The 21,991-nt window shown below is 73.5% G+C and carries 22 protein-coding genes and 1 pseudogene; 15 read left to right on the top strand and 8 right to left on the bottom strand.

The window, feature by feature from the left end; genetic code table 11:
• The first annotated feature begins 14 nt into the window (after positions 1-14).
• Positions 15-947, top strand: coding sequence for a S66 peptidase family protein (locus tag HUV60_RS03745; protein WP_257853141.1), 933 nt, complete (start codon positions 15-17; stop codon positions 945-947).
• A 52-nt stretch (positions 948-999) separates the two neighbouring features.
• Positions 1,000-1,551, top strand: a complete 552-nt coding sequence (locus HUV60_RS03740; protein WP_257852295.1) for a GNAT family N-acetyltransferase — start codon at positions 1,000-1,002, stop codon at positions 1,549-1,551.
• A 161-nt stretch (positions 1,552-1,712) separates the two neighbouring features.
• Here HUV60_RS03740 and HUV60_RS03735 read toward each other — a convergent pair whose 3' ends face one another.
• The gene (locus HUV60_RS03735) at positions 1,713-2,063 is read right to left on the bottom strand and encodes a VOC family protein (protein WP_257852296.1); all 351 of its coding nucleotides are present in this window, start codon (positions 2,061-2,063) and stop codon (positions 1,713-1,715) included.
• A gap of 154 nt (positions 2,064-2,217) precedes the next feature.
• On the opposite strand from HUV60_RS03735, the gene HUV60_RS03730 reads away from it, so the two are divergent.
• Genes HUV60_RS03730 through HUV60_RS03715 form a run of 4 tightly spaced genes read left to right on the top strand, consistent with a single transcriptional unit; the run spans position 2,218 to position 6,867 of the window.
• Positions 2,218-4,080, top strand: a complete 1,863-nt coding sequence (locus HUV60_RS03730; RefSeq protein ID WP_269441118.1) for an NAD(P)/FAD-dependent oxidoreductase — start codon at positions 2,218-2,220, stop codon at positions 4,078-4,080.
• Positions 4,077-5,924 carry a transketolase gene (locus tag HUV60_RS03725; RefSeq protein ID WP_257852299.1) on the top strand — a complete coding sequence of 616 codons (1,848 nt, stop codon included), beginning with the start codon at positions 4,077-4,079 and terminating at the stop codon, positions 5,922-5,924. Before HUV60_RS03730 ends, HUV60_RS03725 begins: the two co-directional genes overlap by 4 nt.
• Positions 5,921-6,169: a hypothetical protein gene (locus HUV60_RS03720; RefSeq protein ID WP_257852300.1), complete on the top strand. Its 249-nt coding sequence runs from the start codon at positions 5,921-5,923 to the stop codon at positions 6,167-6,169. Before HUV60_RS03725 ends, HUV60_RS03720 begins: the two co-directional genes overlap by 4 nt.
• Positions 6,166-6,867, top strand: coding sequence for a GvpL/GvpF family gas vesicle protein (locus tag HUV60_RS03715; RefSeq protein WP_257852301.1), 702 nt, complete (start codon positions 6,166-6,168; stop codon positions 6,865-6,867). The genes HUV60_RS03720 and HUV60_RS03715 overlap by 4 nt, the downstream gene beginning before the upstream one ends.
• Positions 6,868-6,968: 101 nt before the next feature.
• Here the strand turns inward: HUV60_RS03715 and HUV60_RS03710 are convergent, their stop codons facing one another.
• Positions 6,969-7,139 carry a hydrophobic protein gene (locus HUV60_RS03710; protein WP_257852306.1) on the bottom strand — a complete coding sequence of 57 codons (171 nt, stop codon included), beginning with the start codon at positions 7,137-7,139 and terminating at the stop codon, positions 6,969-6,971.
• Between the two features lie 42 nt (positions 7,140-7,181).
• Positions 7,182-8,003 (bottom strand): class I SAM-dependent methyltransferase, encoded by an 822-nt coding sequence (locus tag HUV60_RS03705; RefSeq protein ID WP_257852307.1) that lies wholly within the window; start codon positions 8,001-8,003, stop codon positions 7,182-7,184.
• Between the two features lie 193 nt (positions 8,004-8,196).
• Here HUV60_RS03705 and HUV60_RS03700 point away from each other — a divergent pair, with 193 nt between their 5' ends.
• Positions 8,197-9,816 (top strand): ABC-F family ATP-binding cassette domain-containing protein, encoded by a 1,620-nt coding sequence (locus tag HUV60_RS03700; protein WP_257852308.1) that lies wholly within the window; start codon positions 8,197-8,199, stop codon positions 9,814-9,816.
• Between the two features lie 38 nt (positions 9,817-9,854).
• Positions 9,855-10,198: pseudogene (locus HUV60_RS03695) on the top strand (DUF6158 family protein).
• A gap of 93 nt (positions 10,199-10,291) precedes the next feature.
• Here HUV60_RS03695 and HUV60_RS03690 read toward each other — a convergent pair.
• The 3 genes from HUV60_RS03690 to HUV60_RS03680 form a co-directional block, all read right to left on the bottom strand.
• Positions 10,292-10,846 carry a type 1 glutamine amidotransferase domain-containing protein gene (locus HUV60_RS03690; protein ID WP_257852311.1) on the bottom strand — a complete coding sequence of 185 codons (555 nt, stop codon included), beginning with the start codon at positions 10,844-10,846 and terminating at the stop codon, positions 10,292-10,294.
• Positions 10,847-10,909: 63 nt separating this feature from the next.
• Positions 10,910-11,302: a DUF2795 domain-containing protein gene (locus tag HUV60_RS03685; RefSeq protein ID WP_257852312.1), complete on the bottom strand. Its 393-nt coding sequence runs from the start codon at positions 11,300-11,302 to the stop codon at positions 10,910-10,912.
• Between the two features lie 427 nt (positions 11,303-11,729).
• Positions 11,730-12,758 (bottom strand): hypothetical protein, encoded by a 1,029-nt coding sequence (locus HUV60_RS03680; protein WP_269441117.1) that lies wholly within the window; start codon positions 12,756-12,758, stop codon positions 11,730-11,732.
• A gap of 353 nt (positions 12,759-13,111) precedes the next feature.
• Between HUV60_RS03680 and HUV60_RS03675 the strand changes: the two genes are divergently transcribed.
• Both HUV60_RS03675 and HUV60_RS03670 read left to right on the top strand, forming a co-directional pair.
• Positions 13,112-14,359 (top strand): aminotransferase class I/II-fold pyridoxal phosphate-dependent enzyme, encoded by a 1,248-nt coding sequence (locus tag HUV60_RS03675; RefSeq protein ID WP_257852315.1) that lies wholly within the window; start codon positions 13,112-13,114, stop codon positions 14,357-14,359.
• Positions 14,356-15,420, top strand: a complete 1,065-nt coding sequence (locus HUV60_RS03670; protein WP_257852320.1) for an MBL fold metallo-hydrolase — start codon at positions 14,356-14,358, stop codon at positions 15,418-15,420. Before HUV60_RS03675 ends, HUV60_RS03670 begins: the two co-directional genes overlap by 4 nt.
• A 55-nt stretch (positions 15,421-15,475) precedes the next feature.
• Here the strand turns inward: HUV60_RS03670 and HUV60_RS03665 are convergent, their stop codons facing one another.
• Positions 15,476-16,120, bottom strand: a complete 645-nt coding sequence (locus tag HUV60_RS03665) for a DedA family protein (RefSeq protein WP_443047210.1) — start codon at positions 16,118-16,120, stop codon at positions 15,476-15,478.
• Positions 16,117-16,890 (bottom strand): MBL fold metallo-hydrolase, encoded by a 774-nt coding sequence (locus HUV60_RS03660; RefSeq protein WP_257852321.1) that lies wholly within the window; start codon positions 16,888-16,890, stop codon positions 16,117-16,119. Before HUV60_RS03660 ends, HUV60_RS03665 begins: the two co-directional genes overlap by 4 nt.
• A gap of 82 nt (positions 16,891-16,972) precedes the next feature.
• Between HUV60_RS03660 and HUV60_RS03655 the strand changes: the two genes are divergently transcribed.
• The 5 genes from HUV60_RS03655 to HUV60_RS03635 all read left to right on the top strand — a co-directional run bounded on the left by HUV60_RS03655 (position 16,973) and on the right by HUV60_RS03635 (position 21,903).
• Positions 16,973-17,374, top strand: coding sequence for a hypothetical protein (locus HUV60_RS03655; protein ID WP_257852323.1), 402 nt, complete (start codon positions 16,973-16,975; stop codon positions 17,372-17,374).
• A gap of 204 nt (positions 17,375-17,578) precedes the next feature.
• Complete coding sequence (locus HUV60_RS03650) at positions 17,579-19,600, top strand: alkaline phosphatase family protein (protein WP_257853143.1); 2,022 nt, start codon at positions 17,579-17,581, stop codon at positions 19,598-19,600.
• A gap of 275 nt (positions 19,601-19,875) precedes the next feature.
• Positions 19,876-20,448, top strand: coding sequence for a hypothetical protein (locus HUV60_RS03645; protein ID WP_257852325.1), 573 nt, complete (start codon positions 19,876-19,878; stop codon positions 20,446-20,448).
• Between the two features lie 180 nt (positions 20,449-20,628).
• Complete coding sequence (locus HUV60_RS03640; protein ID WP_257852327.1) at positions 20,629-21,057, top strand: OsmC family protein; 429 nt, start codon at positions 20,629-20,631, stop codon at positions 21,055-21,057.
• A 117-nt stretch (positions 21,058-21,174) separates the two neighbouring features.
• A complete protein-coding gene (locus tag HUV60_RS03635; RefSeq protein ID WP_257852329.1) occupies positions 21,175-21,903 on the top strand; it encodes a glycerophosphodiester phosphodiesterase family protein in 729 nt (242 codons plus the stop codon).
• The last annotated feature ends 88 nt before the right edge of the window (positions 21,904-21,991 follow it).

Here is a 21,991-nt window from a genome sequence, read left to right as displayed (position 1 = left end):
GTGCCGGGCGGCCGATGGGCCGGGTCGAGCCGTTGCGGCGGCCGTCCCGGCTCGGTCCCGGCGCCCGGGTGGCCGTCGTCGCGCCCAGCGGGCCCGTGCCGGAGGAGCGGCTGCAGGCCGGTCTCGACACGCTGCGCGGCTGGGACCTCGACCCGGTGGCCGCACCCCATGTTCTCGACCGGCACGGCGAGTTCGACTACCTGGCCGGCACCGACGCCGACCGGGCCGCCGACCTGCAGGCCGCCTGGTGCGACCCCGCGGTGGACGCGGTGATCTGCGCCCGGGGCGGCTACGGAGTGCAGCGCATGGTCGACCTGCTCGACTGGACGGCGATGCGGGCGGCCGGACCGAAGGTCTTCGTCGGGTTCAGCGACATCACCGCCCTGCACGAGGCGTTCGCGACCCGGCTCGGCCTGGTCACCCTGCACGGGCCGATGGCGGCGGGCGTCGACTTCCTCAAGCACGCCCGCGCGCAGGAGCACCTCAAGGCCACCCTGTTCGCCCCCGAGACCGTCCGCACCCTCACCTCCGACGGCAGGGCGCTCGTCCCCGGCCGGGCGCGCGGCGTCACGCTCGGCGGCTGCCTCGCCCTGCTCGCCGCCGACCTCGGCACTCCGCACCCCCGGCCCTCCGCGCGCGGCGGCCTGCTGTGTCTGGAGGACGTGGGGGAGGAGCCGTACCGCCTCGACCGCTATCTCACCCAGCTGCTGCGGGCCGGCCGGCTCGACGGCGTGTCGGGGCTGCTGCTCGGCTCCTGGGCACAGTGCGGCCCGTACGAGAGGGTGCGGGCCCTGCTCGCCGACCGGCTCGGCGGTCTCGGCGTGCCCGTGGCCGAGCAGTTCGGGTTCGGGCACTGCGACGGGGCGCTCACCGTGCCGTTCGGCGTCATGGCCGAACTCGACGCGGACGCGGGCACCCTGACGCTCGACGAACCGGCGCTGAACTGAGCCCGTCCGGCATGCGGCAGCGGGCATCGGACACCCGCCATAGAGTGGCACGGTGCCGCACCCCGCTCCCCGCCACCTCGCCGAAGGCCCCCACGTGGGGATACGTCACTTCACCCACGCGGACAGCGCCGAGTTCACCGCCCGTGCCCGGCAGAGCAAGGACCTGCACCACCCCTGGCTGTTCCCGCCGGACAGTGCCTCGGCGTACTCCGCGTACGCGCAGCGGCTGATCGGCGACCCGGCCAAGGCGGGCTTCCTGGTCTGTGAGAAGGGCGACGGCTCCATCGCCGGGTTCATCAACATCAACGACATCGTGCACGGCGCGTTCCAGTGCGGTGTCCTGGGGTACGGCGCGTTCGCGCACGCGGCGGGGCGCGGGCTGATGCGCGAAGGGCTCGACCTCGTCGTGCGGCACGCCTTCGGGCCGATGCGGCTGCACCGGCTGGAGATCAACGTGCAGCCCGCCAACGCCGCCTCCATCGCCCTGGCCCGCGGCTGCGGATTCCGCCTGGAGGGGTTCTCGCCGGGCATGCTCTTCGTTGACGGTGCCTGGCGGGACCACGAGCGCTGGGCCCTCACCCGCGAGATGCGAGAGCCGCGCTGAACCCGTCGGCGCGTACGGCGTCCCGTGTCCGGAAGACCGTCGACGCCACCCCGCCCCCTGATCCGTACCACCTCCCCTGATCGGGCGAGGGCGAGGGCGAGGGCGAGGGCGAGGCGGCACGGACCACGGGGAGGGTACGGACGGAGCCGTGGCCGGGCGGGTCAGGCGGTGCGGCGGTCCGCGTACTCGTACACCGCCCCGTCCGGGTGCCGTGCGATGAGATTACGGCCCACCGGGGTGGGGAGCGGACCCGCGATGATGTCCGCGCCCATCTCGGCCAGCACCTGGCCGGCCTCCTCGACGTCCTTCACCGCGATGGTCGCCGCCACCTTGCGCAGCACGTCCAGCTCGGCCGCGGGGCCGCTCATCAGCAGGAAGCAGCCGACGGCGGCCACCTGGACACCGGCCCGCTCGAAGCGCAGGGCCCTGCCTCCCGCCAGCCGCTCGTAGAAGGGGATCGCGGTCTCGATGTCCTCGACGCAGACGCGCAGTGTGGCACCCAGAATCTCCATGACGACGAGCCTAGTTGGCCCGCTGCGGCGGTTGTACCTCAGCTCACCCCACGTCGTGCCCGGCCGGACCGGGGACCGGCGGACGTTTGGCCGCCCGGTCCAGGGAAACGCGGAAGTCTCCCGAAGTACGTGACGACAGCGTTGGAGGCGAGCCGTGGGGCGACCCCGCATCGTGATCGTCGGCGCCGGCTTCGCCGGTTACCGCACCGCCCGCACCCTGTCCCGGCTGGCCCGGGGGCGGGCCGACATCACCCTGCTGAATCCGACCGACTACTTCCTGTACCTGCCCCTGCTGCCCCAGGTCGCCGCCGGAGTCCTGGAGCCGCGCAGGGTCACGGTCTCCCTCTCCGGCACGCTCCCGCACGTGCGGCTGGTGCTGGGCGAGGCCGACGGCATCGACCTCGACGCACGCACCGTGCGCTACACCGGCCCCGAGGGCGAGGGCGGCACCCTCGCATACGACCGGCTGGTGCTGGCCGCCGGCAGTGTCAACAAACTGCTGCCCATTCCCGGCGTCGCCGAGCACGCCCACGGTTTCCGGGGCCTGCCCGAGGCGCTGTACCTGCGCGACCACGTGACCCGGCAGGTGGAACTCGCGGCCGCCACCGACGATCCAGCGAAATGCGCCGCCCGGTGCACCTTCGTCGTGGTCGGTGCCGGTTACACCGGAACCGAGGTCGCCGCGCACGGAAAGCTGTTCAGCGACGCACAGGTTCACAGGCACCCCCTGCGGACGGGCATGCGGCCCCGTTGGCTGCTGCTGGACGTCGCCGACCGTGTACTGCCCGAACTCGACGAGCGGCTCTCCCGCACCGCCGACCGGGTCCTGCGGGCACGGGGCGTGGAGGTACGCATGGGAACCTCCGTGAAGGAGGCCACACACGAGGGAGTGCTGCTGACCGACGGCGAGTCCGTCGACACCCGGACGGTGGTGTGGTGCGTGGGTGTACGGCCCGATCCGCTCGCCGAGGCGCTCGGACTGCCGATGGAACGCGGGCGGCTGCTGGTCGATCCGCAGCTGCGGGTACCGGGCCGGCCCGAGGTGTTCGCCTGCGGCGACGCGGCGGCCGTCCCCGACCTGGAGGAGCCCGGGCAGTACACCCCGATGACCGCGCAGCACGCATGGCGGCAGGGCAGGGTCTGTGCCCACAACGTCGCCGCCTCCCTCGGCGACGGGGAGCTGCGCGCCTACCGGCACCGCGACCTGGGCTTCGTGGTGGACCTCGGAGGTGTCAAGGCGGCGGCCAACCCGCTGGGCGTCAACCTGTCCGGGCCAGTGGCGGGGGCGGTCACCCGCGGCTACCACCTCGCGGCGATGCCCGGCAACCGGGTGCGCGTCGCCGCCGACTGGCTGCTGGACGCCGTACTGCCGCGCCAGGCGGTCCAGTTGGGGCTCGTACGGTCGTGGTCGGTGCCGCTCGACACGGCGTCTCCGGAACTGGCCCGGGTGCCGTCCGGCCCAGAACGGGAGCACCACGCCGGCGAGGACGACGGGCCCGCCGCGTCGCAGCCGGCCACCGAACCCGCGAAGAATCAGCCTGGTGGTGAGCCGGCGCGGAACCAGCCTGGTGGTGAGACCGCGAAGAATCAGCCTGGTGGTGAGCCGGCGCGGAATCAGCCTGGTGGTGAGACCGCGAAGAATCAGCCTGGTGGTGAGCCGGCGCGGAATCAGCCTGGTGGTGAGACCGCGAAGAATCAGCCTGGTGGTGAGCCGGCGCGGAATCAGCCTGGTGGTGAGACCGCGAAGAATCAGCCTGGTGGTGAGCCGGCGCGGAATCAGCCTGGTGGTGAGACCGCGAAGAATCAGCCTGGTGGTGAGCCGGCGCGGAACCAGCCCGGTGGTGAGACCGCGAAGGGCCGGCCGGCTCCAGGACCGCCCACCGGCCCGGGCGTCGCTCCCGGCCCCGTCAAACGCACCGACGCCCCGGCGAACGGGGCCGGCCACGCCGACACGACCGGCCCCAGGTACCCCCGTGATCCTGACGATCCCACCCCTCCCGTCCAAGGAGACTCATGAACACCGGTGAACTCGTCGAGCTCGGACAGCAGTTGCGCGTGGACAGCATCCGCGCCGCAGCCGCCGCCGGCTCCGGGCACCCCACGTCCTCGATGTCCGCGGCCGACCTGATGGCCGTCCTACTGGCCCACCACTACCGCTACGACTTCAACCGCCCGGACCACGCGGGCAACGACCGTCTCGTCCTTTCCAAGGGACACGCCTCGCCCCTGATGTACGCCGCCTTCAAGGTGGCCGGAGCCATCGACGACGAGGAACTGCTCACCTTCCGTGAGCTCGGCAGCCGCCTCGAAGGGCATCCCACTCCCCGGCGGCTGCCCTGGGTCGAGACGGCCACCGGGTCGCTCGGCCAGGGGCTCCCCGTCGGCGTCGGCATCGCGCTGGCCGGTAAACGGCTCGACCGCACCGGTTACCGGGTGTGGGTACTGTGCGGGGACAGCGAACTGGCCGAGGGCTCGGTGTGGGAGGCCGCCGAGCAGGCCGCCTACGAGAACCTCGACAATCTCACCGCCGTCGTGGACGTCAACCGGCTCGGCCAGCGCGGCCCCACCCGGCACGGGCACGATCTCGACGCCTACGCCCGCCGGTTCCAGGCCTTCGGCTGGCACACCGTGGAGGTGGACGGACACGACGTCGACGCCGTGGACCGCGCCTGCGGAGAGGCGGCCTCCACCAAGGGGCAGCCGACCGTGATCCTGGCCCGGACTCTCAAGGGCAAGGGCGTCGTGGCCGTCCAGGACCGCGAGGGGATGCACGGCAAGCCACTGCCAGAAACCGACGAGGCGATCGCCGAACTCGGCGGCCTGCGCGACCTGCGCGTCCAGGTGCGGGAACCGTCCGACGCCCGTGCCCTGCACGCCGTACCCACCGGGCAGGCCGAAGCGCCCCGGTGGGACAAGGGTGAGAAGGTCGCGACGCGCAACGCCTTCGGCGAGGCGCTGGCCGCCCTCGGCACCGCGCGCGGCGACGTCGTGGCGCTGGACGGAGAGGTCGGCGACTCCACCCGCGCGGAGTTCTTCGCCGAGGAGCACCCCGAGCGCTACGTCGAGTGCTATATCGCCGAGCAGCAGATGGTCGCCGTGGCGACCGGCATCGCGGCGCGGGGCTGGGTGCCGTACGCGACCACCTTCGCCGCCTTCCTGACCCGCGCGTACGACTTCGTCCGCATGGCGTCGGTCAGCGGCTCGGGAATCAACCTCGTCGGCTCGCACGCCGGCGTCGCCATCGGAGAGGACGGGCCCAGCCAGATGGGTCTCGAGGACCTGGCGATGATGCGGGCGGTGCACGGATCGACCGTGCTGTACCCCTGTGACGCCAACCAGACCGCGCGCCTGGTGGCCGCCATGGCGGACCTCGACGGCATCCGCTACCTGCGGACCTCGCGTGGCGAGAGCCCGGTGGTCTACGGCCCGGACGAGGAGTTCCCCGTCGGCGGCAGCAAGGTGCTGCGTTCCTCGGCCGAGGACCGGCTGACCGTGCTCGCGGCCGGTGTCACGGTGTCCGAGGCGCTGGCCGCCGCGGACACCCTGGCCGAGCAGGGCATCGCGGTCCGGGTGATCGATCTCTACTCGGTCAAGCCCGTCGACCGGGAAACCCTGCGCCGGGCGGCGGCGGAGACCGGCTGCCTGCTGACCGTGGAGGACCACCACCCGGAGGGCGGTCTCGGGGACGCGGTCCTCGACGCCTTCACCGACGGGCGGCCCGTCCCGCGCCTGGTACGGCTGGCCGTCCGCGACATGCCCGGTTCCGCCTCCCCCGAGGAGCAACTGCGCGTCGCGGGCATCGACGCCGATTCCATCGTGGCGGCCGGACGGCTGCTGGCGGAGGAGGCGATCGTGCCGTGACCGACAGCGGCGGCGACGGCCGTGACGGCGTGCGGACGGTGCGGGCCGGCCGCCGCAGGATGGGAATCCACCGGCCGGGGAGGGTGCTCCTCCCCGGCGGCGGGGGCGCCCGGGAGCCCTGGACCGGACTGCTGAGCCGGGGCCGCGCACTGGGCCCGGCCCGCCGACGTCTGAACGCCCTGAGTGGTGGGGGCAGGACGCCGGCACGGCGGCCGGCCGGCCGTACGCCGAAGGAGGCTTCGTGACCGGACTGCGGTACGTGTACGCCATATGCCGTCCCTACGGCACGCCGCTCCAGGCGCAGCTGACCGGTGTGGCGGGCGATCCGCCCCGGCTGCTGCCGCACCACGGCCTGAGGGCGGTCGTCAGCCACGTCCCGGAGGCCGACTTCGCCGAGGAGTCGTTCCCCAGGCGCCGGGAGGACCCCGACTGGCTGACCGCGGTCGCCCGCGCCCACCAGGGCGTCGTCGACGCGCTCACCACCGTCACCACCCCGCTGCCGCTGCGGCTGGGCAGCGTGTTTCCCGACGACAGCGGCGTACGGACGATGATGGAGGCGCGTGAGGAGCACTTCCTGCGGATGCTGGACCGGCTGGAGGGCCGGGTGGAATGGGGCGTCAGGGTCTTCGTCGAGGAGCCTGCCGGGACCTCCGCCGCACCGCCGGTGTCCCCGCAGCAGGCCGAGGTTCTCGCGAACCGGCTCTTCGAGGCGCTGTCCGGGTACGCCGAGGATTCCCGGCCACGCGCGTCACGTGATCCCGCGCTCCGCGGCGACGACCCCACCCCGGGACGCAACGTGCTCGATGCGGCTTTTCTCGTACCCCGGGGGGAATCCGAGAAGTTCGTGGAAAGGGTGGAACGGGCCAAGGGCGCGGTGCCCGGAATCCGCGTGGACCTCACCGGGCCGTGGGCGGCGTATTCGTTCGCCGGGGAAGGCGACTGAACGGCCCGGAGCGCAGACCCCGGGAAAGGGGTCTGCGCTCCGGTAGCCCTCAGGGCTTCGGGGGCTCGGGTCCCGAGTCGGCCCCCTGGGCTTTCGTCATCTCACCACCGGTACCAACGGCCCTTGCCGCCGCTCGCGGACGTGCCGCGCATGAAGAATCCCAGCAACCACAGGACAAGCACCGCCAACGCGATCCACCAGAGTGCCTTCACGGCGAATCCGGCGCCGAAAAGAACCAGAGCCAGAAGCAGTACGAGCAGAACAGGAACCATTGTTTTGACCTCCTGGACTCCTGGTTTCCCGGAATTCTCGTTTCACGCTTCCTTGCGGCAGAGGATTTCTCCGTGCAGCACGCTGAACCATCCGTCGTCCCGCGCGCCCCACGCCCGCCAGGCGTCCGCCACGGCCTTCAGTTCCCCGCCGGTCGCATGGCCCTGTCCGGTGGCCCGCTCGGCGTACTCCGACGCCACCGTGCGGTCGGCCCACAGGCCGCTCCACCAGGCCCGTTCCTCGGCGGTCGAGTAGGTCCAGGTGCCCGAGGCCGTGGTGATGTCCTTGAACCCCGCGGCCAGTGCCCAGGACTTCAGCCGCCGTCCCGCGTCCGGCTCGCCCCCGTTGGCCCGCGCCACCCGCCGGTACAGGTCCAGCCAGTCGTCCATGCCCCGGGACAGGGGATACCAGGTCATCGCCGCGTAGTCCGCGTCGCGGACGGCGACGACACCGCCCGGCCCGGTCACCCGCTTCATCTCGCGCAGCGCCCGCACCGGATCGCCCACGTGCTGGAGCACCTGATGGGCGTGCACCACGGAGAACGTGTCGTCCGGAAAGTCCAGCGCGTGCACGTCGCCCACCGTGAACGTGGTGTTCGTCAGGCCCCGCTCGCCGGCCGTGGAGCGGGCCTGCTCCAGGACGCCCGGCGCCCGGTCGAGCCCGGTGACGTGCCCGTCGGGGACGAGCGCGGCCAGGTCCGCGGTGATGGTGCCGGGGCCACAGCCGATGTCCAGGATCCGTGAGGAGGGCTCCAGCGCCCCGAGGAGGTACGCCGCCGAGTTGGCCGCCGTCCGCCAGGTGTGCGACCGGAGCACCGATTCGTGGTGCCCGTGGGTGTAGACGGCTGTCTCCTGCGGTGCGGACATGAGGGGCCCGTCCCTTCTCGTCGCGTTCTGGGGTTCCCGGTTTTCCCGCGTGACCGACACAGTAGGCGTATCAACCGTATGGTGAGACTGTGGTTCCGTATTATGGACCGAGGGCTGCGGCCGCCGGGCACGTGCGTGCCCGGCGGCCGAAACGGTTTGCCGCCTGCGTCGAGGCCCCGGACAATCGCCTCTCATGGGTCACCTCGAAGCCGCGTATCTGGAGTACTCCCTTCCCGACGGGAGGGCGCTCCTGGGCGACGTGTCCTTCCGGGTGGGGGAAGGGGCCGTCATGGCCCTGGTCGGACCCAACGGCGCGGGCAAGACGACGCTCCTGCGCCTTCTCTCCGGCGAGCTGAAGCCGCACGGCGGATCGGTCACGGTCAGCGGAGGCCTCGGCGTCATGCGCCAGTTCGTGGGCTCCGTACGGGACGGGACGACCGTGCGCGACCTCCTCGTCTCCGTCGCCGCCCCCCGGATCCGCGAAGCGGCCCGCGCCGTCGACAAGGCCGAGGACGTCCTCCTCACCGTGGACGACGAGGCCGCCCAGATGGAGTACGCGCAGGCACTTGCCGACTGGGCCGAGGCGCGTGGCTACGAGGCCGAGACGCTCTGGGACATGTGCACGACGGCCGCGCTCGGAGTCCCGTACGACAAGGCGCAGTGGCGCCAGGTGCGCACCCTCTCCGGAGGCGAGCAGAAACGGCTGGTCCTCGAGGCGCTCCTGCGCGGCACCGACGAGGTCCTGCTCCTCGACGAGCCCGACAACTACCTCGACGTGCCCGGCAAACGCTGGCTGGAGGAACGGCTCGAACAGACCCGTAAAACCGTGCTGTTCGTCTCTCACGACCGCGAACTGCTCGCCCGCGCCGCCCAGCGCATCGTCTCCCTCGAACCGGGTCCCGCCGGCGCCGACGCCTGGGTGCACGGCGGCGGATTCGCCACGTACCACGAGGCCCGCCGTGAACGCTTCGCCCGCTTCGAGGAGTTGCGCAGGCGGTGGGACGAGAAGCACGCCCAGCTGAAGAAGCTGGTGCTCAACCTCCGTCAGGCCGCCTCCGTAAGCCACGACATGGCGTCCCGGTACCAGGCGGCGCAGACCCGGCTGCGCAAGTTCGAGGAGGCCGGCCCGCCACCGGAGCCGCCGCGTGAGCAGGACATCAGGATGCGTCTGAAGGGCGGCCGGACCGGAGTCCGCGCGGTCACCTGCGAGCAGCTCGAACTCACCGGCCTGATGCAGCCGTTCGACCTGGAGGTCTTCTACGGGGAGCGGGCCGCCGTGCTCGGTTCCAATGGCTCCGGCAAGTCGCACTTCCTGCGCCTGCTCGCCGGGGACGACGTGAGCCACACCGGCGGCTGGCGGCTCGGTGCCCGTGTCGTCCCCGGACACTTCGCGCAGACGCACGCGCACCCCGAGCTGGAAGGCCGCACCCTCCTGGACATCCTGTGGAAGGAGCACGCCCAGGACCGGGGCGCCGCCATGTCCCGGCTACGCCGCTACGAACTGACCGGCCAGGCCGAGCAGACCTTCGGCCGGCTCTCCGGCGGCCAGCAGGCCAGGTTCCAGATCCTGCTCGTCGAGCTCCAGGGCGTCACGGCCCTGCTGCTCGACGAGCCGACCGACAACCTGGACCTGGAGTCGGCCCAGGCGCTCCAGGAGGGCCTGGAGGCGTTCGAGGGCACGGTGCTGGCCGTCACGCACGACCGCTGGTTCGCCCGCTCCTTCGACCGCTACCTGGTCTTCGGCAGCGACGGCAGGGTCCGGGAGACCTCCGAACCGGTGTGGGACGAGCGCCGGGTGGACCGGGCCCGGTAGGCGGAACGGGCCCGGTGGCCGGGATGTTCGTAGAGTGGATGCAGGGACGCGGGGCCCGTGGCCTTCCCCGGCGGGTACCCGGACCGCAGGACGCACACGACGAGCGGGGCACACGATGACCGGAGTCGAGCCGAACCGCCTGGACGACCAGCAGCTCATGAAGGAGCTGGAAACCATTCACCGGACGCGTCACGACACTCTGCTGTACGCAGCCAACGGCGCGCTGCGGGCCCACAACGAGCGCATGGCGCAGCTGGAGGGCGAGTACCTGCGCCGCAACCCCCGCCGCCGGGTGGCGGCGGCCCGCACGCGCGAAGGCGCCCGCGAGCGGACCGGCGCGGCCGGGGGGGCCTCCATGACCCCCACGACGTCGGGCACCTGACCTTCCTCCGGGCGCCGAGCCCTCGTCCGGGCGCCGTGCGGCCCTCCCGGGCGGGGGCCCGGGAGGGCCGCACGATCGGGAGGGCCGTCGGCCTCAGGCGGCCCTCGCGTCCGCTTCCGCGGTGAAGACCTGGAGATACGTCTCGCAGAACGCCTCGAGGTCGTCCGGCTTGCGGCTGGTGACCAGCTTGCCGGGGCCGTGGTCGCAGACCTTCACCTGCTCGTCGACCCAGGTGGCACCGGCGTTGCGCAGGTCGGTTTCGAGGCTGGGCCAGCTGGTCAGTTCCCTGCCGCGGACCACGTCCGCCTCGATGAGGGTCCAGGGCGCGTGGCAGATCGCGGCGACCGGCCGCCCCTGCCCGGCGAAGTCCCGCACGAACGCGACGGCCTTCCCGTCCGTGCGCAGGAGGTCCGGGTTGGCCACGCCGCCCGGCAGTACCAGCCCGTCGAAGGCGTCGGCCGACGTGTCGCCGACGACCTCCTGCACGGGAAAGGTGTCCGCCTTGTCGAGGTGGTTGAGGGCCTGGATGCTGCCGGACTGCGTCGACACGAGCACGGGTTCGTGACCGGCGTCCACGGCCGCCTGCCACGGCTCGGTCAGCTCGACCTGCTCGACGCCTTCGGGCGCGACGAGGAATGCGATGCGCATGGTGCGCTCCGTCCTTTTCGTATGAGTCGTTCGGATGGTGTCGGGGGAGGGGGAACCGGGTGCCTAGGCGTTCTCCGTCTCCCGGGGCCGGGTCAGCGCCTCGGCCAGTTCCTGGACGCTGTCGTAGCGGGCCTGCCGCGGCAGCCGCTCCAGTGCCTCGACGAGCGTGTCGGGGGCGTACCGCCGGCTCAGGGTGCGCATCAGCTCGCGCGGGCCCGCGGGGAACGCCCCACGGCCCAGGATCCTGGCCAGCTCCAGCCGCACCGACTCCAGCGACGTCGGCGCGCGGCTCGGCGTCACCGGACCGTGCGCCACCTCCGGGTCGTCCTCGGCGGACGGCTCCGGATCGTTCCACTCCTCGGTTCGGGTGGGGTGCCCCGACCTCAGCATGCCCTGCAGCTCGTGCTTCATCTCGTCGTCGCGGTGAGCGCTCAGCCGGTCACTGCCTCGCTGCATGTTTCCCTCCAGATGGCTCGGGGTCCGCACCGCGTACCCGGACAGCGGGGACCGACACGGGGTTCACCGGGTGGATCGTCATCGTCTTCACCCGTGGGCTCGTGCGCCGCCGGTTTGTGCCGGGGGCTGGGGGAGACCCGGTTCGCCCGCTCCTCCGCGCCCCCACGTGTCTCCTTGGAAAGGGACCGGCCGCGGCGGTGCTCGCCGCGCTCGTTCCGTCGCTCGTGCTCGGCGCTCCGCTGATGCGGGGCCGTTACGAGGAACCCCTGCCGCCCGGCCCGCCCGAGCGGCCCCGGCGGCGTCACTCCACCGCAGGACGCGGGCATCCGGGCCGGGGTCACGCTCGCCGCGCCGGCCGTCCGGGCGGAACCAGGACGGATCCCCGGTAGTGCTTGATCCGCCGTACGGGTTCCGGCACACGAGGGTTTCACCCGCTCGGGCGTGCGCGTCCCGCGAATGGGGCCCGGCCGCGCGCGATGCGGTGGCCGGGGGACTGTGATGGATGCGGGGCGCGCCCCCCGTGCCCCGCCGACGTGGGATCACCCCCGCGGCCGTCGAACGGGACGCCGTGCCCCGGCCGCCGCCCGAAGGAGCCCGCACCATGCGCCGCACCGCCCGTGCCCTGACCCTCGCCGCAGCCGTCGGCACCGTCCTCAACGTGCTCGCGCCCGCCGCGTCCGCGGACCCGTCCGCCGAGGTCGGCCCGGGCAGCGTGGCCCCCGGCGGCACCGTCACCGTCTCGGTCTTCTGCGATCCGACCGGCGTGCCCCCGCCGCAGACCCTCGAGGCGACTTCGGAGGCCTTCGACGGGGAGGTCGTCGAACTGAAGAAGGTCGCCGGCGTCGGCGAGGAGGAGTCCGGTCCGACCTACCGCGGCACCGCGGACATCCGGGACGCCCTGGATGCGGAGGGCACGGCAGGGACCCGGGAGGACGAACTCCTCGGCGGCGAACTCGATGATGAGCTCTACGAGGACCGGGACGAGGGCCTGGACGACGACCTGAACGAGGAACTCGGCGAGGGGATCGACGGAGGCGCCGAGGGCATGGAGGACGCCGAGGGTACGGAGAACGCCGAGGGCATGGAGAACGCCGAGGGTACGGAGGACGCCGAGGGCATGGAGGACGCCGAGGGCATGGAGGACGCCGAGGGTACGGAGAACGCCGAGGGCATGGAGGACGCCGAGGGCATGGAGGACGCCGAGGGTACGGAGGACGCCGAGGGCATGGGGAGCGCGGAGGGCCCTGTCGAGGGTGCGCTCGACGCGCTCACTCCCGAAGCGTTCGGCGCGCTCGACGCCGTCGGCGCGGTGGGCGGCGGCTCCGCGTGGACCGTCGAGGGCACGTGCCCCGCCGCATCCGGCGGGAAGGGCAAGCCGTGGAGTGCCCCCTTCACCGTCGCCGCCCGCCCTCCGGACGGTTCTGGCACCCCCTCCCGCGCGCCGTCCCCCTCCCACAAGCCCTCCCCCTCCCCTCCCCTCCCCCTCGCCCTGCCTTCCGTCCGAGCGTGCCCACTGCGGCGGCCCCACCGTTCCGGGAGGCGTCCACGCGGGAACGGGCGGCGGGTTCACCGACTCCGCCCCCGCCCTCGTCGCGGGCGGGCTGCTGGTCGCGGGCGCGTTCGGCGCCGCCGCCCACCGGCTCCACCGGGGCAGGGGCAGGCGTACGGACCACTGATGTCTCGCCCGTCTCCCCCGAGCGGCCTCCTGCGACCGGCCGGCCCTCGCACCCGGTCCTCCCGGCCGGGACATGGACCGGAGTGGGGGTGGGCACTGTGGGTACTGACACCGGACAACGCGTGGAGGTGCGTATGCGGCGGACGGACCCCGAGGGCCACGGCCCCGTCCGTTTCGGGCCGGCGCTGCCCGAGGACGGGCTGCCCGTGCTGCCCGAACTGGCCGTGGTCCTCGCCGCCGCTGCGTCCCGCCCGGAGGTCGAGCCGGTCGGCGGCGGCCCGGCCTTGCTGGACGCCGCGTGCGGCCACGGCGACAGGCGCGGGCTGCCCGCCGCGCCGGACCGGGTGGCCGCCGGCCCCGGCGCGCCCGCGTTGCTCACGGCGCTCACCGCGGCGATCGGCGGGGACGTACTGGTGCCCCGGCCCTGCGCCGCCTGGTGGGCCCCCTACGCCCGGCTGCTCGGCCGCCCCGCCTTCCATGTGCCGACGCCCGCCGAGAGCGGAGGCGTCCCCGATCCGTACGCCCTGCTGGAGACCGTGCGGCGGCTGCGTGCCGAGGGCGGAGACCCCCGCCTGCTGGTGCTCTCCGTCGCCGACGACCCCACCGCCACCGTCGCTCCGCCCGAGCTGCTGCACGAGACCCTCGAGGCCGCCGTCGGCGAAGGGCTGCACCTGGTGAGCGACGAGACCTGGCGCGACACCCTGCACGCACCGCGCGACACCGTGCTGCTCAGTCCCGCCGAGATGCTGCCCGAACAGGTCACCGTGGTCACCGACCTGGCGGGCGCCCTGCTCCCGCCCGGCTGGCCCGCCGCGGTCGCCCGTTTCCCGGCGGGCGCGGCGGGCGGCGCGCTGCACGCGCGCGTGCTCGACCTCCTGACCGCGCTCGACGCGCGGGTCGCCACCCCGGTCGCCGCGGCTGCCGCCTACGCGCTGTCCGAGCCGGAACCGGTCACCGCGCGGGTGGCAGCCGCCGTACGCCTGCACGCGCGCGTGGCCGCAGCCGCCCGCGACGCGGTGGTCGGCGCGGGAGCCCTGGCCCGGCCCCCGCAGGCCGGGCGGCACCTGTACGTCGACCTCGCGCCGCTGACCCCGGCACTCGCCGCGCACGGTGTCGGCGACGCACAGGAGCTGGAGGACTTCCTCACCGGACGGCTCGGCATGCCCGCGGCGGGCGGCCACCGCTTCGGCGACGACCTCGAAGCCCTCCGCGTACGCCTGTCCACCGCGCCCCTGCTCGGCGGCACCGCTGAGGGGCGCGCGGAATGCCTCGGATCCTCTGCGCCGTTGGAAACCCCGCACCTGCGAAGCACATTGATCCACCTGAAGACGGTCTTCGAAGATCTCCGCGATGACGCCCGGCGAGGGGAGTCTCATCGATGACACAGCAGTCCGAGTCGACCACGAACACCACCCCGCACGCAGACGGCCCGGACCCCGCCGGCCCGGCGGCCGGCTCCTTCCCGGCCCCGTACCCGCCGCTCGCCGCACCCCGACCGCTCGCCGAACGGCGGGTGTGGCCGCGCACCTTCCACGACCGGCTCACCTCCCCGCTGCCCGGCCTGAAAGGGCTTGCCCGCCTCGTCCGCGAGGGCTCCACCAGACCCGGCCCGCAGGGCCTCGCCGGCATACCGCAACTGCCCTACGCCCCCGGCCCGCTGCCCCGTGCCGGCACCCGCACGGTCGCCGTCACCTGGGTGGGGCACGCCAGCTGGGTGGTGCGGATCGGCGGGCTCACCGTGCTCACCGACCCCGTCTGGTCCCGCCGCGTCCTCGGCACCCCGGCCCGCATCACCCCCGTCGGCGTCGCCTGGGAGGCCCTGCCCCGCGTCGACGCGGTCGTCATCAGCCACAACCACTACGACCACCTGGACGCCCCCACGCTGCGCCGGCTCCCGCGCGACACCCCGGTGTTCGTGCCGGCCGGGCTCGCCGGCTGGTTCCACCGCCGCCGGTTCACCCGCGTCACCGAGCTGGACTGGTGGGAGGCCGCCGAACTGAAGGGCGTCCGCTTCGACTTCGTGCCGGCCCACCACTGGTCCAAGCGCACCCTCACCGACACCTGCCGCTCCCTGTGGGGCGGCTGGGTCCTCACCGACTCCGACGGACAGCGCGTCTACTTCGGCGGCGACACCGGCTACGGTCACTGGTTCTCCCGGATAGGCCGCCGCTACCCCGGCATCGACCTCGCCCTGCTGCCCATCGGCGCCTACGAGCCGCGCTGGTGGCTCAGGGACGTCCACTGCGACCCGGAGGAGGCGGTCCGTGCCGCCCGTGACCTCGGCGCGCGCCGGATGGCGCCCATGCACTGGGCGACGTTCGTCCTCTCCGCCGAACCGGTGCTGGAACCCCTCACCCGCGTCCGTGCCGCCTGGGACCGGGCGGACCTGCCCCGCGAGCACCTCTGGGACCTTCCCGTCGGCGGCTCCCGCATCCTGGACTGACCAGAGCCGCTCAGCGCCCCGCCCGCCCGCCGTCCGCGGGGCGTGCCGCGGCTGATCATCGCGCCGCCGCCCGCCCCCGCAGGTAACGCCACACGCCCGGAGCCGCGCTGATCAGGACGGTCAGCACGATCGCCGTGAGCACGCCCTGCCAGGGCTCGTCGAACAGCGAACCGCCGAGGACGCCGATCAGCTGGTACGTCGCCGCCCAGGCCAGACAGGCCGGCAGGTTGCCGCGGACGAAGCGGCGGATCGGCCACTCGGCGATCAGGCAGGCCAGCATCACCGGAAGACGCCCTGCCGGCACCAGCCGGGACAGCACCAGCACCGAGACGCCGTGGTCGGCGAGTTTCTCCCGCGCCTGATTCAGCCGGTCCTCCGGCGCCCGCGCACGGATCGCCTTCAGCCAGCGCGAGCCGTTCCGCGACCGCATCCCGCGCCGCCCCAGCCAGTAGAGCGCGATGTCCCCGAGGAACGCGGCCAGCGACGCCGTCGCGAACACCAGCACCATCGAGATCGGTGCCGCCCGGTGGAAGGCGACCACCGCCGCCGAACTGACCAGTGCTCCGGTCGGCACCACCGGCACCAGCGCCCCGATCAGCACCAGCAGGAACAGCGAGGGATACCCGATCGCCTGCTGGGCGGTGTCCGGAGCCGCCGTCGCCGGTACGGCCACCTGCGTCAGGGCGGCAGGCAGGATCACCGTGGAACCCTCAGGCGCACGCTCTCCCCGTGCCCCAGCCGGTGCACCGGCACCCCGGGCGCCTGCTCGGCCGCCCGCCGCACGAACTCGTCGCCAGGCGAGTGGAATTCGTGCGGACGCACGGCGTCCATGCCGATCGGCCAGTACGTGCCGTAGTGCACCGGCACCGCGCTGCGCGCCCCCAGCAGGACCAGCGCCTCGGCGGCGCGCGCCGCGTCCAGATGCCCCTCGCCGAGGTACGGACCCCAGCCGCCCACCGGCAGCAGCGCCACGTCGACCGGGCCGACCTCCTCGGCCATCGTGTCGAACAGCCCGGTGTCACCGGCGAAGTATGTCCGCGCCTCGCCCTCCATGACGTAGCCCAGGGCGGGGGAGCGGTGCCGCCCGAGCGGCAGCCGCCGACCGTCGTGCCGGGCGGGCACCGCCCGTACGACCAGGTCGCCCGCCGTCAGGACATCGCCGGGCGCCACCTCGCTCACCCTGAGATGCGTGAGCCGGCGCAGCGCCGGCACCGCACGGCGTGCGCCCCGGGGCACGAGCAGGTGCGTGCCAGGGGCGAGCAGGGCCAGCGACGGCACGTGCAGATGGTCGGCATGCAGGTGGGAGACCAGTGCGAGGTCCGCGTGCCGGGCATCCGGCGGCGGCAACGCGCCGCGCCGACGCCGCAGATGCGCGAACCGGCGGGCGAACAGAGGATCGGTGATCACGCGCGTGTGCGCATCCTCGACCGTGCAGGTGGCGTGCCCCCACCAGGTGATCTCCACCGGCACCGCTTCGCCTCCTTTTGCGACTCCCCGAAGCCTACGCGCAGGAGTAGGGTCGGCGGCGAAGTCCGGAGGTGAGGGGGGCGCCATGGGGCCGGTGCGGGTGGTCGTGATCGCGAGTCTGACGCCGCTGGAGGAACTGGACGCCGATCCCTTCCTCGTGGACTCCCGCAGCCAGCACGCCATGTGCGCCCGCTGGGCCGACGAGCGCGGGTACGTGGTGACCCAGGAGCTGCTGGTGCGCGGCCTGCGTCCCGACCACTGCGTGCTGTGGGACGGCGTACGGCCCGGATCCGACCTGTTCGTGGCACCCAGCCGCCGGGTGCTGGAGAGCGCCCTGTCCTGCGCCGAGGAGTTCACCGCCGAGTGCGCGCGGCGCGGGGTGCGCGTGGAGACCGTCGGTCGCGCCGAACCGCTGTACGACGCCGCGATGAAGGCCCGGGTGCACCGTCGCCTGTCCATGCCGACCGCGGGCTACGACGGCCGTTGAGTCCTGCCCGCCCGGCTCCGGGGCGCCGCCCACGGGTTCTGGGGGACGAAACGGCACGTCCGGGCGTTGTGACAGGGTATGAGTACGGGCGGGGGCCGGTTCGCAGGCCGCCCTGGCGGCAAACGGGCCGGGACGTGAGGTGGACTGGGCGTGAGTGGCGTGCGGTGGCGGCGGATCGCCAGTCAGATCGGGCGGAGCGTCACGGTGTGGGCGGTCGCCACCCTCACCATGCTGGTGCTCGCCGGCATCCTCCCCGATTTCCGGCTGCGCTCCGCCGACGGTGACAGCGCCACCGACATCGCGGTCACCGCGGCGCTCGGCGCCGGCGCCTTCGGCCTGCTGTCGGCACTGGTGTGGCCGCTGCTGGTGCGCCTGCTGCTGCTCGTACCGGCGCTCGTCCTCGGCCTGCTGGTGTTCTTCCTCAACGGCGTGTTCCTGCTGGTGGCGCTGCGGCTCAACCCCGTCGAACGCGGCACGGCCGCCTGGGAGACCGCGGTCGTGGTCGCCGCCGTGATGTCCGCCGTGGCCTCCGCCACCGGAGCCGCCCTCGCCGTGCGCGACGACGACGCCTACCGCCGCCGCCTCTACCGCCTCGCCGACCGCCGCCGGCGCACCACACCGCCCGTCCCGGCCACCCCCGGCACCGTCTTCCTGCAACTGGACGGCGTCGGCCACGACGTCCTGCTGCGCGCCGTCGGCGACGGTCTGATGCCGACCGTCGCCCGCTGGCTCGGCACCGGCGACGCCGGCCTTCCCCACTCCCACCGGCTCATTCCCTGGCGCACCGACTGGTCCAGCCAGACCGGCGCCAGCCAGCTCGGCATCCTGCACGGCAACAACCACGACGTCCCCGCCTTCCGCTGGTACGAGAAGGATCGCCGGGAGGTGGTGGTCTGCAACCGCCCCACCAGCGCGGTGGAGCTCCAGCAGCGCGCCGTCCGGTACGCCGGGCACCCCGGACTGCTCGCCGACGACGGCGCCAGCCGCGGCAACCTGTTCAGCGGCGGCGCCGACGAACAGGCCCTGGTGCTGTCCATCGCCACCCGCCGCCGCAGCCGCGAGAACCGCTCCCGCTCCGGCTACTTCGCCTACTTCTCCGACCCGGCCAACGCCGTGCGCACCGCCCTGTCCTTCGCCGCCGAGGTGATCCGCGAGATCGGCCAGTCCACCCGCGCCCGGTGGACCAAACAGCTCCCGCGTGTCTCCCGCGGCGGGCTCTACCCCTTCATACGGGCCTTCGCGACCGTCGTCGAACGGGACGTGGTCGTCTCCGCCGTCATGGGCGACCTGCTCGCCGGCCGTACCTCCGTCTACGCGGACCTGGTCGCCTACGACGAGGTGGCCCACCACTCCGGACCCGCGGGCCGGGACACGGAGAAGGTCCTGCAACGCCTCGACCGCTCCCTCGCCCTGATCGAGCACGTCGCCGAACACGCTCCCCGCCCCTACCGGATCGTGGTCCTCTCCGACCACGGCCAGAGCCCCGGCGAGACATTCCGCTCCCGCTACGGCCTCACCCTCGGCGACCTGGTGCGGGCCGGCTGCGGACTGCCCGTGCCGCGCCGCGCCCGGCGCACCCGCAGCGGCGCCGAGGCCCGCGCGGCGGTCCGGGCGGCGCTGCGCCGCCCGGTCGAGGAGGGCACCGAGCAGTACCGCCCCTCGCGCGGCTCCGAGCCCATCGTCCTGGCCTCCGGCAACCTCGGCCTGGTCTCCTTCCCGGACGTGCCGCACCGGATGACCAAGGAGGAGATCGACGCACGCCACCCCGCCCTGCTGCCGACCCTCGCCCACCATCCCGGCGTCGGCTTCCTGCTGGTCCGCAGTCAGCGGCACGACGGCGTCGTGCTCGGTGCACACGGCGCGGAGATCCCCCTGGACGAACTCGACGACGATCCCGGGCCGCTCGCCGTGTTCGGGCCGGGCGCCGCCGACGCCGTACGCCGCACCCACTCCTTCCCGCACACCGCCGACATCATGGTCAACTCCTCCCACGACCCCGCCGACGGCGAGGTGCTCGCCTTCGAGGAACAGATCGGCTCCCACGGAGGCCTCGGCGGTGACCAGTCCCGTCCCTTCCTGCTCTTTCCGGTCGTCCTGTCCGCGCCGGTCACCGACGGGGAGGAACTCGCCGGCGCCGAGCAGGTTCACCACGTACTGCGCCGCTGGCTGAAGGAGTCGGACGACTCCGGGCTGAAGACGGATCAGGACCGGGAACAGGCGGCCTAGGCCCTGTCTGGAGTTTCCCGTCTGCCGTGCGGCGTCCGGCACGGCACCTCGCCGCACGGCCGGATCACCCGGGTACGTCCGCGGTACGAGGGCGTACCCGGCCGCACACCGATGCACCGCACCAGACGCCGCAAGGCCGCCCTTCGGGCGACGACGGGAGACCCCAGACAGGACCTGGGACGGGCGGCGGCCGCCGGGGCAGATCGCTCATGGCCGCCGTACGCGGGGTATGTGGGACGGACCGTGGTGGTCCCGGCCGTCCGAGGAGGTGGTGCGTGTCCGCCGTCAAGCGTTTGCTCGGCCGAAGTCTCGCCGCCCGGGCGATGCTGATCCTCACGCCGGGTGTGGGGGGCACCGCCCCGTTCCGCAGGGACGAGCATCCCGTGGTCTGGATCGTGCAGGCCACGCTCTACACCGGTGCGGCCGTGGCGATCCTGGCCGCCCGCCGCCCGCCGCCCGCCGCCCGCCGCCCGCCGCCCGCCGTTCCGTACGGGCGGCGGGCGGCGGGCGTCGGTCCGGGAGCGGTCGCCGACCTCAACCGCGGGATACGGCGTGGCGAGGTGCCGCCGGACCCGGAGGAACGGGCGGCCATGCGGCGGCTGGCCGACGACCAGCTCGACCGCATACAGCGCGCGGGCCGGTGGTTTCCCTACTGGCTCGCCCTGAGGGGGCTCGTCGCCGCCGGCCTGCTCGTCCTCGGCGCCGTCAGCGGCTCCGTGGTCCCCTCTGCGGTCTTCGCGGTCGGCACGCTCGGATTCCTCTGGTGGGTCGTCTGGAGACGCCGCCGCTCGATGCGTCGTCTCCGTACGGCGCGGTCGGTGTCGGAGAGCCCGGGGGAACGCGTGTGACCGGCCCGCACGGCTGCCCGGCGGCGCGCCACCCGCCCCCAGCCGCGGGGGCGCCGGTCCTGCGGCCGCGTCGAGCCGTAGTGTGATCGGATGGGGCCGGGAACCCGGTGGCCCGGGAGTCTCCCGACCGCTTTCCGCCCCGGCCGGACACACGGCCGGACTTCTTCGAAAGGATGCGTCATGGCAGCCACGCGCTCCGCACACACCGTCTGGGAAGGCAACCTCATCAAGGGCAACGGGGTCGTCACCTTCGACTCCTCCGGCAGCATCGACGAGCAGCCGGTCACGTGGGCGTCGCGCGCCGAGGAGGCGAACGGCAGGACCAGCCCCGAGGAGCTGATCGCCGCCGCGCACTCCAGCTGCTACTCGATGGCCTTCTCCAACATCCTCGACAAGGCCGGCAACCCGCCGGCCCGCCTGGTGACCTCCGCCGACGTCACCTTCGTACCCGGTACGGGCATCACCGGCATCCACCTCACCGTCGAGGGCACCGTCCCCGGCCTGGACGAGACCGCCTTCCTCGCCGCCGCCGAGGACGCCAAGGTCAACTGCCCGGTCAGCCAGGCGCTGAAGGGGACCGAGATCACCCTGACGGCGAAGCTCTCCTGACCCACCCGCTCGCCCTGCACGCAGGACGTACGGAGACACCCGCAGGCCGCTCCGCAGGGGGGCGGCCTGCGCCGCGTCCGTGTCCTCGAAGATCCCGAAGACAGGGAGCCGCTCCGTATGACGTCACGGCCCGCCGTCTCCGCGCACCGGGGAGGCTCCGAACGCGCCGCGCCCGCGACCCGGGAGGCCTACGAGGACGCCCTGCGGTCCGGCGCGGAGTACGTCGAGTTCGACGTACGGCGCACGGCGGACGGGATCTTCGTCGTCCACCACGACGCCCGTGCGGGAGGCACCGGCCCGCCGCTGGCCGCGCTCACCCACGCCGAACTCCGCGCGCGCGCCGGGTACCCCGTTCCCGTCGTGGACGACGTCATGGAGCTGATCGCCGGGAAGCTCGTCGGGCATCTCGACCTGAAGGAGACCGGTCACGAGCGGGAGCTGATCGACCGAGCGATCGCCCTGCTCGGCCGGGACGGGTTCGTCGTCACCAGCCTGGAGGACCGTTCTGTCGCCGCGATCACCACGGCCTTCCCCGGCGTACGCACCGCCCTCTCCCTCGGCCGGGACGGTGCCGGGGTCCCGCGGGCCCGGCTGGCGCGCACCCGGTTGAGTGAACTGCTGCCCATGCGGCGGGTCCGTGCCTGCGGCGCCCACGGAATCGCGGCGCACCAGCGGCTCGCCCGCGGCGGGGCGCTGCGCGAGGCGGCCCGCAACGGACTGTTCACCATGGTGTGGACGGTCAACGACGCTGCCCCGATGCGCGCCTTCCTCACCGACCCGCGCGTGGACGTACTGATCACCGACCGCCCCCGCCGCGCCGTGGAACTGCGCGCAGCGAGCGGTTGAGAGTGGTTGACGAACAGTCCCGGCAAACTGTTGACAACGACGCGCTCAAGTTTTGTGATGGAAGTCCGAAGGGGTGTGCCCTGGCGGA

Origin of the sequence: Streptomyces sp. KMM 9044, assembly GCF_024701375.2 — a bacterium.
In the GTDB taxonomy this organism is placed as follows: domain Bacteria; phylum Actinomycetota; class Actinomycetes; order Streptomycetales; family Streptomycetaceae; genus Streptomyces.
The sequence above is the reverse complement of the archived record's forward strand: the minus strand, read 5'-3'. Positions and strand labels throughout refer to the sequence as shown.

Coding starts and splice junctions, on each gene's coding strand:
- HUV60_RS03745 (WP_257853141.1), top strand. CDS start 15: ATGGGCCGGGTCGAGCCGTTGCGGCGGCCGTCCCGGCTCGGTCCCGGC.
- HUV60_RS03735 (WP_257852296.1), bottom strand. CDS start 2,063: ATGGAGATTCTGGGTGCCACACTGCGCGTCTGCGTCGAGGACATCGAG.
- HUV60_RS03725 (WP_257852299.1), top strand. CDS start 4,077: ATGAACACCGGTGAACTCGTCGAGCTCGGACAGCAGTTGCGCGTGGAC.
- HUV60_RS03710 (WP_257852306.1), bottom strand. CDS start 7,139: ATGGTTCCTGTTCTGCTCGTACTGCTTCTGGCTCTGGTTCTTTTCGGC.
- HUV60_RS03705 (WP_257852307.1), bottom strand. CDS start 8,003: ATGTCCGCACCGCAGGAGACAGCCGTCTACACCCACGGGCACCACGAA.
- HUV60_RS03700 (WP_257852308.1), top strand. CDS start 8,197: ATGGGTCACCTCGAAGCCGCGTATCTGGAGTACTCCCTTCCCGACGGG.
- HUV60_RS03690 (WP_257852311.1), bottom strand. CDS start 10,846: ATGCGCATCGCATTCCTCGTCGCGCCCGAAGGCGTCGAGCAGGTCGAG.
- HUV60_RS03685 (WP_257852312.1), bottom strand. CDS start 11,302: ATGCAGCGAGGCAGTGACCGGCTGAGCGCTCACCGCGACGACGAGATG.
- HUV60_RS03675 (WP_257852315.1), top strand. CDS start 13,112: ATGCGGCGGACGGACCCCGAGGGCCACGGCCCCGTCCGTTTCGGGCCG.
- HUV60_RS03670 (WP_257852320.1), top strand. CDS start 14,356: ATGACACAGCAGTCCGAGTCGACCACGAACACCACCCCGCACGCAGAC.
- HUV60_RS03655 (WP_257852323.1), top strand. CDS start 16,973: ATGGGGCCGGTGCGGGTGGTCGTGATCGCGAGTCTGACGCCGCTGGAG.
- HUV60_RS03640 (WP_257852327.1), top strand. CDS start 20,629: ATGGCAGCCACGCGCTCCGCACACACCGTCTGGGAAGGCAACCTCATC.
- HUV60_RS03635 (WP_257852329.1), top strand. CDS start 21,175: ATGACGTCACGGCCCGCCGTCTCCGCGCACCGGGGAGGCTCCGAACGC.